The 13,013-nt window shown below is 63.1% G+C and carries 12 protein-coding genes; 11 read left to right on the forward strand and 1 reads right to left on the reverse strand.

Going from position 1 to position 13,013, the window contains the following annotated elements; all coding sequences use genetic code 11:
* The first annotated feature begins 9 nt into the window (after positions 1-9).
* From AC0J1C_RS13265 to AC0J1C_RS13310, 10 genes are all read left to right on the forward strand, one after another.
* Positions 10-813, forward strand: coding sequence for a putative hydro-lyase (locus AC0J1C_RS13265; RefSeq protein ID WP_091987211.1), 804 nt, complete (start codon positions 10-12; stop codon positions 811-813).
* Between the two features lie 39 nt (positions 814-852).
* Complete coding sequence (locus AC0J1C_RS13270) at positions 853-1,917, forward strand: TRAP transporter substrate-binding protein (RefSeq protein WP_473044273.1); 1,065 nt, start codon at positions 853-855, stop codon at positions 1,915-1,917.
* A 63-nt stretch (positions 1,918-1,980) separates the two neighbouring features.
* Positions 1,981-2,577 carry a TRAP transporter small permease subunit gene (locus tag AC0J1C_RS13275; protein WP_473044274.1) on the forward strand — a complete coding sequence of 199 codons (597 nt, stop codon included), beginning with the start codon at positions 1,981-1,983 and terminating at the stop codon, positions 2,575-2,577.
* Complete coding sequence (locus AC0J1C_RS13280) at positions 2,574-3,860, forward strand: TRAP transporter large permease (protein ID WP_091987217.1); 1,287 nt, start codon at positions 2,574-2,576, stop codon at positions 3,858-3,860. Before AC0J1C_RS13275 ends, AC0J1C_RS13280 begins: the two co-directional genes overlap by 4 nt.
* Before the next feature lie 49 nt (positions 3,861-3,909).
* Complete coding sequence (locus AC0J1C_RS13285; protein WP_091987219.1) at positions 3,910-4,587, forward strand: DUF2848 domain-containing protein; 678 nt, start codon at positions 3,910-3,912, stop codon at positions 4,585-4,587.
* A complete protein-coding gene (locus AC0J1C_RS13290) occupies positions 4,584-5,915 on the forward strand; it encodes an amidase (RefSeq protein WP_473044275.1) in 1,332 nt (443 codons plus the stop codon). Before AC0J1C_RS13285 ends, AC0J1C_RS13290 begins: the two co-directional genes overlap by 4 nt.
* 157 nt (positions 5,916-6,072) lie before the next feature.
* Positions 6,073-7,140: an NADH:flavin oxidoreductase/NADH oxidase gene (locus tag AC0J1C_RS13295; protein WP_167363244.1), complete on the forward strand. Its 1,068-nt coding sequence runs from the start codon at positions 6,073-6,075 to the stop codon at positions 7,138-7,140.
* A gap of 39 nt (positions 7,141-7,179) precedes the next feature.
* Positions 7,180-7,935 carry a 5-oxoprolinase subunit PxpA gene (locus AC0J1C_RS13300; RefSeq protein WP_473044276.1) on the forward strand — a complete coding sequence of 252 codons (756 nt, stop codon included), beginning with the start codon at positions 7,180-7,182 and terminating at the stop codon, positions 7,933-7,935.
* A gap of 5 nt (positions 7,936-7,940) precedes the next feature.
* On the forward strand, positions 7,941-8,666 hold the full coding sequence (pxpB, locus tag AC0J1C_RS13305) for a 5-oxoprolinase subunit PxpB (protein ID WP_473044277.1): 726 nt from the start codon (positions 7,941-7,943) through the stop codon (positions 8,664-8,666).
* Entirely contained in the window at positions 8,663-9,616 is a 954-nt protein-coding gene (locus tag AC0J1C_RS13310) for a 5-oxoprolinase subunit C family protein (protein ID WP_473044278.1), read from the forward strand. The genes pxpB and AC0J1C_RS13310 overlap by 4 nt, the downstream gene beginning before the upstream one ends.
* Here the strand turns inward: AC0J1C_RS13310 and AC0J1C_RS13315 are convergent.
* The gene (locus AC0J1C_RS13315; protein WP_473044279.1) at positions 9,613-10,665 is read right to left on the reverse strand and encodes a threonine aldolase family protein; all 1,053 of its coding nucleotides are present in this window, start codon (positions 10,663-10,665) and stop codon (positions 9,613-9,615) included. The two genes, AC0J1C_RS13310 and AC0J1C_RS13315, sit on opposite strands and share 4 nt — an antisense overlap.
* 149 nt (positions 10,666-10,814) lie before the next feature.
* Between AC0J1C_RS13315 and AC0J1C_RS13320 the strand changes: the two genes are divergently transcribed.
* The gene (locus tag AC0J1C_RS13320) at positions 10,815-13,013 is read left to right on the forward strand and encodes a LemA family protein (protein WP_473044280.1); all 2,199 of its coding nucleotides are present in this window, start codon (positions 10,815-10,817) and stop codon (positions 13,011-13,013) included.

Below are 13,013 nucleotides of genomic sequence, written 5' to 3' on the forward strand. Positions count from 1 at the left end.
GGCAGCACCATGTCAGCGTCATCTTCTCTCAACGCGCAATCCACACCCACCGCGGTGCGCCAGGCGGCGCGTGACGGGCTGCTCAAAGGACCCACCTCCGGACTGGCCAGCGGCTATGTGCAGGTCAACCTGGTGATCCTGCCCGAATCGGAAGCGGCCGGGTTCCTGCGTTTCTGCCAGGCGAACCCCAAGCCATGCCCCCTGCTGGCTGTTAGCGAGCCCGGCGCCCGTACCTGCCATGCGCTGGCCAACGATCTCGACATTGCCCGCGATGTGCCCGCCTACCGGATCTACCGCGATGGCACCGCCACCGACACGGTCGCAGACGTAGCCGATTACTGGCGGGACGATCTGGTGACCTTTGCTCTAGGCTGCTCGTTTACCTTCGAGCACGCTCTGATCCAGTCAGGCCTGCGCGTCCGGCACATCGACCAGGGCCGGAACGTGCCCATGTACCAGACATCGGTGGCGCTGACTCCCGCCGGCGGCTTCTCGGGCAACCTCGTGGTGTCCATGCGGCCGTTCAACGCCGCCGACGTGATTCGCGCCATCCAGATCACCACCCGCTACCCCCAGGTGCACGGTGCGCCGGTGCATCTGGGCAACCCCGGGCTCATTGGCATTTCCGAGCTGCACGCGCCCGACTACGGCGATCCTGTTTCAGTACAGGACGATGAAATTCCGGTGTTCTGGGCCTGCGGCGTCACCCCGCAGCAGGTTCTGATTGATTCGGGTGTGTCCTTCGCCATCACCCACAGCCCGGGCCACATGCTGGTAACGGACATCCCGGACCGCGACCTGGCCCTTTTCTAAACAAACCGAGCAAGACCATCGAAGAAAGAGGAAACAACCATGACGACAAGAAATCCCCTCGCCACCGCTACCGTCATTGCTCTTGCCATGGCAGGCACCAGCGTCCATGCCCAGGAGCTCGACGACACCAGCATCAATTACGTAGGAAGCTGGAGCAGCCTGTCGCTGTACCAGAACTTCGAACGCCCGTTCTGGCAGGAACATGTGCCCGAAGCCTCCGACGGCCAGATCAGCACCGAGGTAACCACCTTTGACCAGATGGGCCTGGGCGGTGGCGAAGTCTTCCGACTGATGGCTCGTAATGTTCTGGAAGTGGGCTCCACGGTGGCCGACTATGCGGTTGAGGATGCGCCGGAGCTGGAAGGCCTGGACATGCCGATGATTGCACCCGATGTCGAGACCGCACGCAAAGTGGCCGAGGCCTATCGCCCGGTACTGGCCGATGCCTTCAGGGAGCGTTACAAGGGTGCCCAGCTGCTGGCCGTGGTGCCCTATCCGTCGCAGATGGTGTTCTGTAACGCCGAGATTGACGGCCTGCAGGACCTCAAGGGCAAGAAAGTGCGCGCCAGTGGCCGAACCACCGCCGAGTTCTTGCAGGCCCTGGGTGCCGAGGGCATCACCCTGAACTTCAGCGAGGTTCCCGGTGCCCTCCAGCGCGGCGTTATTGACTGCGCCGTGACTGGCTCGCTGTCTGGTTACAGCTCCGGCTGGCACGAAGTATCGACCCACCTTTACCCGCTGCCTGTGGGCGGCTGGGACCACGTAGTCACCGCCATGAACGGCAAGAAGTGGAACTCTCTGTCGGAACAAACCCGGCAATGGCTGATGGCAGAGATCAAGGAGAACTACGAGGACCCGGTGTGGGCGTCGGCGGTTGAGGAAACCCGCGAAGGCATCGCCTGCCTGACCGGCAACGGCGACTGTTCCCGCGGCGAGCCCGGCGACATGGTTCTGGTGAAGGCCACGGACAACGACTTCTCGGAAGCCTCACGCCACCTGGAAGAAACACTGCTGCCGAACTGGGCACAGCGTGTTGACCAGCAGTGGGTGGACCGCTGGAACGAGACCATTGGCGCCGTTACCGGCCTCGAAGCCTCCAAGTAAGTCATCGTACAACCGACCTGGTGCCCGGGCGTCTCTCCATGCCCGGACACCCTGGAGAACGATATGTTTCACCAGGTGAATTCCTTTCTTGACCGGGTACTGGCAGGCGTCCAGACCGGCTCACTCTGGCTGGCCCGCGCCGGCGGGGTGCTGATCCTGCTCACGGTGGTCCTGGTAACCATCGAGGTGATGTCCCGACAGTTCATGGGACGTTCGGCGGTCCATGCCACGGAACTGACCGGTTACATCATGGCGATCAGCGCAAGCTGGTCCTTCGCCTACACCCTGATGTGCAAGGCGCACATTCGCATTGATGCCCTGTACCTGAACTTTCCAATGAAGGTGCGCGGAGCCCTTGATCTGGTGGCACTCCTGTCCATGGCGATGTTCTCCATTTTGGTAGTGGATGCGGTTTACGAAGTGATCAGTGCCTCCTACAGCGGCGGCTCCACCGCCAACACCCCCCTGGGCACACCGCTCTGGATGCCCCAGGCCCTGTGGATGATTGGCCTGGTCTGGTTTGGTTTCGCGGTTTGCGTGATGTCTCTGAGAGTCCTGTTCGCCCTGCTCAGCGGTCAGTCTGACCGGGTGCAGGAACTGGCGGGCAGCCCGACCATGGACGAGCAGATCAAAGAAGAAAACAGAGAGGCACACTCATGATTATTACTGCGCTGCTAATTCTGCTGGCACTGTTGCTGCTGAGTGTGCCCGTTGCCGCCACGCTGATTGCCCTAGCGCTGCTGCTGGCCGAGCTCTTTTCGCCGTTCCCCCTGATCAACGCCATGGGGGATGTTCTCTGGTCGGCCTCGGACAAATACCTGCTGATCGCCATTCCCCTGTTCATTCTGCTGGGGGAGATCCTGGTGCGCACCGGCATTGCCCGCGGTACTTACCGGGCCCTGGAAAGCTGGTTGTCCTGGCTGCCGGGCGGGCTTTTGCACGCCAATATAGGCACCGCTACCCTGTTTTCCGCCACCTCCGGGTCCAGCGTTGCCACCGCCGCGACCATCGGCACGGTCGCGCTGCCCCAGGGCCGGGACATGGGCTACGACCCGAAGCTGTTTACCGGCTCAATTGCTGCCGGTGGCACCCTGGGCATCATGATTCCGCCGTCCATCAACCTGATTGTCTATGGTTTTCTCACAGAGACGTCGATCCCGCAGCTGTTTGCCGCCGGCCTGATCCCCGGTCTCCTGCTGGCCCTGATGTTCATCGTGGGCACCGCGCTGATCTGCATCTGGAAACCCAGCCTGGGCGGGCCCAGCGTCTCACATAGCTGGGGCGAGCGGATCTCCGGCCTGCGGCACCTCGTGCCGGTACTGGCGCTGTTTGGGATCGTGGTAGGCTCCATCTATACCGGCCTGGCAACGCCAACCGAAGCCGCCTCCCTTGGGGTGCTCGGTGCCCTGGCCATCGCCGCATTCATGAAGAAGCTGTCCGTCGGCATCATTGTCGAGGCCCTCGACGGCACCATGAAGACCACTGGCATGATCATCCTGATCATCATCGCCTCCTACTTCCTGAACTTCGTGCTGGCGTCGGCAGGCATCACCCGGGAGCTGACCAGCTTCCTGGAAGGCGCCGGCATGGGCCCCTATTCAACCCTCATGCTCGCCATACTGCTATACATTATTCTGGGTTTCTTCATTGAAACGCTGTCGCTGATGGTGATTACCATCCCGATTGTCGCCCCGATCATCATCGGCATGGGCTTCGACCCGGTGTGGCTGGGCATCCTGATCATCCTGCTGATCGAGATGGCCCTGATCACTCCGCCGGTCGGTCTGAACCTGTACGTGGTGCAGGGCGTTCGCGAAGGCGGTCCGTTCAGCGACGTGATGAAGGGCGCCATGCCCTACGTGGGCATCATGTTCCTGATGGCCATTGTGCTTGTCCTGTTCCCGCAGCTGGCCACCTTCCTTCCCGAACTGATGAAGAATTAATAAAGGTTTGATCAAGAGAGCTGATGCATAAAACCAGTGGAGTCACCCGATGACAACGTTTTACCTTGCCAACACCGGAGAGAGCCTGGATATCGACATCCGCCAGCTGGTCATCGCGGGCTGGGCGGGCCGGGTGCAGGCCGCCATTGATGAGCATATTGAAGAACTGAAAGCCATCGGCGTTACCCCGCCCTCGGCAACGCCGCTGTTCTACCGGGTAGCAGCCAACCAGTTGGCCACCGCGCCGACCATTCAGGTGCTGGGTGGGCAGACCAGTGGCGAAGTGGAAGTGGTGCTGATTGGCAGCACCGAGGGAACCCTTGTGGGTATCGGCTCGGATCATACCGATCGCGAAGCGGAAGCCTGGTCGGTGGCGCACTCCAAGCAGGTCTGCGCCAAGCCCGTTGGCGCGCAGGTCTGGCGCCTGGACCAGGTGATCGACCACTGGGACGAGCTACAGATGGCCTCCTATGCGACCATTGACGGCCAGGAGGCACTCTACCAGGAAGGGCCGGTGACCGGTTTGCTGCACCCGGCCGAACTGTTGAAACGTTTCGGTCTCGACAAACCCGAGCTGGCGCCAGGCCAGGCCATGCTCTGTGGCACCTTGCCGGTGATCGGCGAACTGCGCCCGGCGGATGCCTTCCGCATGGTGCTGAAGGACCCGGTGACCGGGCTGGAGCTTCAGCACCGTTACGATATCCAGACCCTGCCGGTGATCGCATGAACCCGATAACCCCGCTCGCAAGCCTGCTGGATGAACTGGCCAGCGGCAGACACAACGCCCGCGATTTGCTGGCGAGCTGTTACAGCCAGGCGGACCTCAAGGACAAGGCCGACGCCCGCGTTTACACCCGGCGTTTCGAGCAGTCCGCCCGGGCCGAGGCGGAGGCCGTCGATCGGTTACGCGCTGCCGGGCTTTCCGGAGGCCAGCTTGCGGGACTGCCCATTGCACTGAAAGTACTGTTCGATGTGCGCAGCGAGGTCACCCACGCCGGCTCCCGGGGCTGGCAGCCTCCGGCCAGCCGTGACGCACGGATCGTTTCCCGGTTGCGCTGCGAAGGGGCCGTACTCACCGGCCACACCAACATGACCGAGTTTGCCTATTCCGGCCTTGGCCTGAACCCGCATTACGGCACGCCGGAAAACCCATTGGCACCGGGCCGGATTCCCGGTGGTTCCTCCTCCGGCGCGGCCGTGGCGGTGGCGCTGGGCATGGCCGCCGGCGCCATTGGCAGCGATACCGGTGGCTCGGTGCGCATACCTGCGGCGTTTTGCGGTCTGACCGGATTCAAACCAAGCCAGTCCCGGGTACCACGGGATGGCACCTTCCCGCTGTCTGACACCCTGGATTCCATCGGGCCAATCGCACCGACGGTCGATTGCTGCGCACGTCTGGATGCGGTGCTCTCCGGCCATGCCTACCGGCCGATCCGGTTCCTCTCGCTGAAAGGTCTGCGCTTCGTTGTGCCCGGGGACTACATGCTGGATGGGATGGACGACACCGTTGCCTACGCCTTCGCCCGGCGCCTGAAAACCCTGCGCGAGGCCGGCGCAACCCTTATTGAGGCGCCGGCACCGGTGCTCGCTGCCATACCGGAGTTAATGGAAGGTGGTGGCTTCACCGCCGCCGAGAGCTACTTTGTCCACAGGCATTCCCTGGAGCAGCACGGAGACCAGTATGACCCCCGCGTGAGCAGCCGGATCAAGCGGGGTGCCAGCATCAGCGCCGCGGATTACCTTGAGCTCTGCCGGCGACGGCAGGCCAGAAAGCAGGAAGCGGACCAGTGGCTGCAGGACTACGACGGCCTGCTGGCACCAACCGTGCCCATCGTGCCACCCACCTTTGAGGAACTGGCCGACGACGACGATTACGCCCGCCTGAACCTGCTGGTTCTGCGCAACCCGACCGTGGCCAACATGCTGGACCTGTGCGCGATCAGCCTTCCGAACCATGCCCCGGGCGAATTGCCCAGCGGGCTAATGCTGATCGGCCGGAACGGTTCGGACGACGCTCTGCTGCGCCTGGCACTGGCCATCGAAAGCGCCAGGTAACCACCGTGTTGACCGCCCGGCTGACCACTTACTCCAACAACAACGTGGAATCTACGCGATGACTGACCAAACACAGGCATCACCACCCCCGATTACCGACTCACGCTCCGGCGGTGAAAACGCCCGCCGGATCCTGAGGCGGGATCCTAACCCGCACATGTTCCGGCCCATCCAGTTTCGTTCCGTGACGGCCCGAAACCGGATCATGCTCTCACCCATGTGCCAGTATTCCGGCCAGGACGGCCTGTCCAACGACTGGCACTACGTGCACCTCGGCGCACGGGCGGCAGGGGGCGCCGGCTGGGTTTTCACCGAAGCGGTGCATATAGAACCACGGGGGCGGATCACGCCCTTCTGCCTGGGTCTCTGGAACGATGAGCAGCGCGATCGCCTGGCCCGCATCGCCCGCTTTGTCTCCGAGCAGGGCGCCGTGCCGGGTATCCAGCTTGGCCACGCCGGTCGAAAAGCCTCGGTGGGTCGGCCCTGGGAGGGCTCGCACCCGCTGCGGGCGGATACCGGAGGGTGGGAGGATCTGGTATCGGCCTCGGCCCTGCCCTACGCCAGCCAGTGGCAGGTGCCCCAGGCCATGTCCCGGGAACAGATTGCCGATTCACTTGAGTCGCTTTGCTCCGCCACCCGGCGGGCCCGGGAAGCGGGGTTCCGGGCCCTGGAACTGCACGGAGCCCACGGCTATCTCATTCATCAGTTCCTGTCACCGCTAAGCAATCAGCGCACCGATGAATACGGGGGCTCGTTCGAGAACCGGATCCGATTCCTTCAGGACTCCATCCGGGTGGTGCGCCAGGAATGGCCAGACGACCTGCCCCTGTTCCTCCGCCTGTCCTGTACCGACTGGGTAGAAGGAGGCTGGACCCTCGAAGACACGGTTCGGCTGGCCACACTGCTGCGCTTCCAGGGCGATGTTGACCTGATAGACTGTTCCTCAGGCGGCAATGATCCTCGCCAGCAGATACCTATCCATCCCGGATACCAGATACCACTGGCGCAGGCGGTGCGAACCCAGGCCGACATTGCCACCGGCGCCGTCGGACTGATTCACAGCCCGGATCTGGCCGAATCGGTGATTGCCAACGGCCAGGCCGACCTGGTGATTCTGGGCCGGGCGCTACTGGCCGATCCGGCCTGGCCACTGCGGGCGGCGGCTGCCCTCAAGGCACAAAACGTGGAATGGCCCAAACAGTATGAGCGGTCAAACATTTTCTAAGCCAACGCATACGCCTCCGAGAGAGGCAACGAGGTAACTATGGCAACCTTGAAGCTGAACGCCGATATGGGCGAGAGCTTCGGCCCCTGGGTGATGGGGCTGGACCATGAAGTCATGCCCCATGTCGACCTGGCCAACATCGCCTGCGGGTTTCACGCCTCCGATCCGGACGTGATGCGCAAGACCGTGCGCCTGGCCAAACGCCATGGTGTGGGGATCGGCGCGCATCCCGCCTACCCGGATCTGGTTGGCTTTGGCCGGCGTTCCATGGCCTGTTCCCCGGAGGAGATCGAGAACCTGGTGTTGTATCAGTTGGGTGCGCTGCAAGGCATCTGTCGGGCCGAGGGTACCGGCCTTTGCTATGTGAAACCCCACGGCGCCCTGTACAACGACATGGCCCGCGATCCGGAGCGTTTTGCCGCCGTCGCACGGGCGGTCCGGGCCTTCGATCCCGAGCTGCCATTGATGACGCTGGCCATGCGCGACAACTCCGCACTCAAAGCGCAGGCCGAACAGCAGGGCGTGACCCTGTGGTTTGAAGCCTTCGCCGACCGGGCCTACGACAGCGAGGGCCGACTGGTCCCCCGCTCCAGACCCGGCGCGGTTCACCATGATCCGGAAACCATCATTGATCAGGCCCGTCGGATTGCCACCGGGCAACCCTTGACCGCCAGCGATGGCAGCGATCTCGTTTTGCAAGCCGATACTCTGTGCGTGCACGGCGATAACGAGGAATCCATCGCCGCCGTCCGGCGCATTCGGGAGATGCTGACCACCCTGGAGCAATCGTCGTGACCCACATGGCGTTACCCCGACTGGAGCCTGCCGGTATCGACAGCTGGATGGTTCGCCTGTTCGACACCATCGAGGAAAACAATCTGCTGTGGCTGGCGTCACTGACCCATGACTGCGAGGCGGCGTTCGGCGAGGCACTGGTGGATCTGGTGCCGTCCTACACCACCCTGCTGGTGACCTTCGATCCGATGCGGATCAGTGCCTGGCACGCCCGGGAGAAACTGATTCAGGTACTGACTAATCTGGTACCGGACGACGCCGGTGGCGAGGGCGAGCAGCATGAGATTGCCACCTGGTACGATCCTTCCGTGGGCCCGGACCTTGAACGCGTGGCCAGTCTCTCCGGGATGTCGGTTGATGATGTCATCAAGACCCACAGCTTCCAGGAGTACCGGGTATTCGCCCTGGGGTTCTCCCCCGGCTTTGCCTTTATGGGGCTTCTAGATGACAGCCTCAACTGCCCCCGTATGGACACGCCGCGCCAGAAAGTGCCGGCCGGCAGCGTCGCAATCGCCGGCCAGCAAACGGCCGCCTACCCGGCGGTTACACCCGGCGGCTGGAATCTGATCGGGCGCACGTCCGCCCGGCTGTTTGACCGCAACCGCGAGGGCTTCAGCCTGCTAAAAGTGGGAGACCGGGTGCGCTTTGTATCGGTTGACCGCCAGACCTTCGAAAGCGAGGGCGGCGATGTGACGCCTGCGGAACCGGCCAGGAAGGAGAAAACATCATGAACCCCGCCATCACCAGCGGATTCCGGGTTACCCGCGCAGGACCGCTGGCCCTGCTCCAGGATGCAGGCCGGTTCGGTGTGCGGCACCTGGGCGTTACCCAGGGCGGCCCCGCGGACATCCATGCCTGGGCCTGGGCCAACCGGCTGGCGGGTAACCGCTGGGGCAGCCCGGTACTGGAAATAACCTTCGGTGGCCTCGAGCTGCAGGCCGAGGCGGATCTGACCATCGCCGTCACCGGTGCCGACCTGTCTGCAAAGCATGACAACCAGCCGCTGCCGATGTGGCGCCGGTTCCGGGTTGGCAAGGGCGAACGCCTGGTTTTCGGTTCGCCCGCAAATGGCCTGAGAACCTATCTGGCGGTAGCAGGGGGATTTTCAGCGGAACCGGCGCTGGGCAGTGTTGCCTGTGTGGTCCGGGAACATCTGGGGGGCTTTGATGGCCAGGGTCGTCGGCTGGCCGCCGATGATCGACTCACCGTTGCTGCCCCCGACCCCGTGCATTCGGAAATAGTGGAAGCGCCGCCGGAAGAACAACCCGATTACTCGACGCCGGCCGTGCTGGACCTGTTACCGGGCGCCCAGATTTCCGACTTTTTCGGGCGCAGCCTCTACGACGCCTTCAATGCTGAGTGGCGGGTAGACGATCGCGCCGACCGCATGGGCGTGCGTTTGCTAGGACCCGCATTGCAATGCCGGATTGAGTCCATGGTATCAGAGGGTATATCTCTCGGTGCGGTGCAGGTACCGCCGGATGGCCAGCCCATCGCCCTGCTCAATGATCGGCAGACCATCGGCGGTTATCCGCGCCTGGGCAACCTGACGCCGCTTTCGGCCTCGCGTCTGGCCCAGTGCGTGCCCGGCCAGAGGGTGCGACTGAGACCCGCGGGTATGGAACGGGCCAGCCGAGAGCACCAGGCCTTTATCCGTAAGATGACGGCAAGCCGGACTTAACCGGCCAGCGATCGAACGTCGGCGAGGAAGCGGTCAATCTGATCGTGGCTGGTTGACCAGGAACACATGAGCCGGGCGCTGCCGCCAATAAAGTTGTAAAAGCGCCAGCCCCGGTTTCGCAGTTCGGTCTGCATGGGCTCGGGCAATTCCACAAACACGCCGTTCACCTGCCGGGGATAACGCAATCGAATACCCGGCAGGCCCTCCAGCCCCTTTTCCAGCCGAGCGGCACAGGCGTTAGCGTGGCGGGCGTTCTGGAGCCAGACATTATTTTCAAGCAGACCGCACCAGGGTGCGGAAATGTAACGCATTTTCGAGGCCAGCTGGCCCGCCTGCTTGCAGCGCCACTCGAAATCCTCGGCCAGCGCGCGATTGAAGAACACCACCGCCTCACCCAGAGCCAGGCCATTCTTGGTGCCGGAAAAGCACAGCACATCCACGCCCGCCTTCCAGGTAATCTCTGAGGGATGTACGTCCAGGGCCGCCACAGCGTTGGCGAACCGGGCGCCATCCATGTGAATGTGCAATTTGTGACGATCCGCCACGGCCCGGATCCGATGAAGTTCTTCGGGGGTGTATACCGTGCCTACCTCGGTCGCCTGGGTCACACTCAGCGCCTTGGGTTTGGGGTAGTGGATGTCGGTGCGCTTGGTCACCAGATGCTCGATGCTCTCCGGCGTGAGCTTGCCGTTCTCGCCCTCGCCCAACAGCAGCTTGGCGCCGTTGGAGGCGTATTCCGGGCCGCCACACTCGTCGGTTTCGATATGGGCAAGCTCGTGGCAGATCACGCTGTGAAACGACTGGCCAATGGAGGCCAGGGCCAGGGAATTGGCCGCGGTACCGTTGAACACGAAATAGACGTCGCAGTCAGTATCGAAGAGTGAGCGCAAGCCGTCCGCAGCGCGCTGGGTCCAGCTGTCCTCGCCGTAGGCCGGCTCGTCGGTCGTGTTCGCGGCTGCCATGGCGTCCCAGGCTTCCGGACACACCCCACTGTAGTTGTCACTGGCAAACTGTTCGGACCGGGACACAAGGCTCTCCTGAAGGTTCATCGATAAACCAGACCAACGTTATACCAGGCATCTCGCCGTGCCTATTCGCCAATTCGCCTATGCCTGCTCCAATGGGCTCACAGAATCAAACTGCCGGATCCCCTATACTGGCGCAACTCCATGCAAGCGGAACAGGAATTTCCCGTCTCATGAGGCGCTTCAATATCGCCAGTCTACCTGGCAGAACCTTACTCGCAATCATCGCACTGGCGTGCCTGGCCGGTAGCTATTACGCCATGACCACCGGCCTTGCCCAGTTGGCAGAGGCCCGCCAGCTCGAACGCCTCCCGGAAACACCCCTGGCCGCCCTGACCACAGGGCCCTATGCTGTCAGCGGTGAAGTCTCGGGGGCCGAGGGCACGATCACTACGCCCTACTCCAGCACCCAGGCGGTGTACTTCCGCTACAAACTGGAGGAGGAGTACCGGGATTCAGACGGCGACCTGAGAACCCGAACATTGGAATCCGGCACCCGTGCCACCGACTTTATACTGAAGGATGCCAATGGTTCGGTCACGGTGGCTGCGGCCGTAGATCCTGACGCAGCCCAGTGGAACCTGCCCCGCACCTATCACCGGCAATCCGGACGCAGGATCTACTCCGAGTGGGCGCTCACCCCGGGACATACCGCACGGGTGATCGGCCAGTTCAACCCGGGCTCTGACACCATCACCTTCAACGGCCTTGACTCCTATAGCCTGCCCGCCCTGGTATCCCGGAACACCCTGGCCGCGGACAGCGGCGAGAGCTTCTTCGAGGCCGGTATCCGCATCTCCCTCGCGACCGGGCTTCTGGCACTGGGCGTTGCCTTGCTGCTACCGGCTGTGAAAGTTCATCGGTTCTGGGTTTACGTTCTGGTGATGACCATCGCGGTGTCCGGTACCCTCACGGTGCTGGGCATTGGCAAGCTCCGCCAGGAGTGGTCGGCCATTGCCGCCCTCTACGAAGCCCGATACCAACAGCTGGCCGAGACCGAGAGCCCACTGGTATTGGCGGACGTAGCGGCCCTGCAGCAGCTCATCCGGCAAAGCACCAGTGGCCTGCTGGACCGCTGGATGTTCAGCCGTGTGGTCGAGCACCGGCTGCCAATGGCGGAGCTGGACGACCAGACCGCCAGCCTGGCCCGGGACATTGTCGCCAGTCAGCCCGAGGGCCGGTACCCGCACACTTGGACCAGCCGGGCGCTGTCCGCGGCTGCCCTCGTGGGCGCGCTTCTCTTGCTCTGGTTGTCGATCCGCACGGTCAAGTTCAAGCGCCTGATCGAGGCCGTACCCACCAGCAGCACCCGAGGACTCAGCTTCGGCCTCTCGGAGCTGAAAGCCATGGTGGACGTGGACGAGGACCACCCGCCCCTGCGGGACCCTCTGCAACACGAGAAGTGCGTGGCGTACGACTACAAGGTGGAAGAGAAACGCGGCTCGGGCAAGAACGAGAAATGGCGCGTGATCGAGCACCGGGAGGAGCGGGTGCCGTTCTGGCTCGACGACAATGCCGGCCGGGTCCTGGTGCGCCCCGACGGCGCAAAGATCGAATACCCCCGCTCTCACGTGGAGCACCGAGGCGACCGGCGCTACACCGTTCGCTTCCTGGACACCTTCGTGAACGTCTACTGCCTCGGCTTTGCCGGCCTCGATCGGGAGCAGCCAGACCGGCTGACCATCCAGCAGGACGACAATGCCTCGTTTCTGATCAGCGGCAACGATGAAGAGGACATTGTGCTGGACCGCGGCGCCCGCGGCTTTGCTGGCATTGCGCTGGTGCTGGGCCTGTTCCTGTTCGCCACCACCAGCCTGTTTGCTGCCGACGGAAGCTTCAGCCCCGACAACCTGGTTCTGTCGGCAGTGGCAGTGCCCTTCGTACTGCTGGGCTACCTGGCCATACTGCACTATAACGACATCGTCTTCCTGAAGAACCGGGTGGACCGGGCCACGGCCAACATCGACACCATCCTGCAGCAGCGGCACGATCTATGGCCCAACCTCGAAAAGGTGGTGAAGGCCTCCCTGGCCCATGAAAAACAGTTGCTGAAAGCCATCGCCCAGCTGCGCAATGCCAACCCGACCGAGATGCGGGCCCAGGGCCAGACGGAGAAACTGATCGGCTTTGAGAAGAAAGTGGCGGGTGCGCTTCAGGCCCGGATAGAGGGGTATCCGGACCTGAAGACCAACGAGGTGGTTCAGTCGTTCATGTCGATGATGGCAGAGACCGAGAACTACCTGGCATTACTGAGGGACAGCTACACCGAGAGCGCCCGGATCTACAACACCCGGATCCAGTCGTTCCCGGACCTTATCCTGGCCAGGCTGTTCCGGTTCGCCGAGGCGCCCCAGTTCCGCCAAGAGGGCTGA

It is taken from the genome of Marinobacter sp. E2, from assembly GCF_055755345.1.

Coding starts and splice junctions, on each gene's coding strand:
- pxpB (WP_473044277.1), top strand. CDS start 7,941: ATGGCGTTACCCCGACTGGAGCCTGCCGGTATCGACAGCTGGATGGTT.
- AC0J1C_RS13270 (WP_473044273.1), top strand. CDS start 853: ATGACGACAAGAAATCCCCTCGCCACCGCTACCGTCATTGCTCTTGCC.
- AC0J1C_RS13315 (WP_473044279.1), bottom strand. CDS start 10,665: ATGAACCTTCAGGAGAGCCTTGTGTCCCGGTCCGAACAGTTTGCCAGT.
- AC0J1C_RS13280 (WP_091987217.1), top strand. CDS start 2,574: ATGATTATTACTGCGCTGCTAATTCTGCTGGCACTGTTGCTGCTGAGT.
- AC0J1C_RS13320 (WP_473044280.1), top strand. CDS start 10,815: ATGAGGCGCTTCAATATCGCCAGTCTACCTGGCAGAACCTTACTCGCA.
- AC0J1C_RS13285 (WP_091987219.1), top strand. CDS start 3,910: ATGACAACGTTTTACCTTGCCAACACCGGAGAGAGCCTGGATATCGAC.
- AC0J1C_RS13310 (WP_473044278.1), top strand. CDS start 8,663: ATGAACCCCGCCATCACCAGCGGATTCCGGGTTACCCGCGCAGGACCG.
- AC0J1C_RS13295 (WP_167363244.1), top strand. CDS start 6,073: ATGTTCCGGCCCATCCAGTTTCGTTCCGTGACGGCCCGAAACCGGATC.
- AC0J1C_RS13300 (WP_473044276.1), top strand. CDS start 7,180: ATGGCAACCTTGAAGCTGAACGCCGATATGGGCGAGAGCTTCGGCCCC.
- AC0J1C_RS13290 (WP_473044275.1), top strand. CDS start 4,584: ATGAACCCGATAACCCCGCTCGCAAGCCTGCTGGATGAACTGGCCAGC.
- AC0J1C_RS13275 (WP_473044274.1), top strand. CDS start 1,981: ATGTTTCACCAGGTGAATTCCTTTCTTGACCGGGTACTGGCAGGCGTC.
- AC0J1C_RS13265 (WP_091987211.1), top strand. CDS start 10: ATGTCAGCGTCATCTTCTCTCAACGCGCAATCCACACCCACCGCGGTG.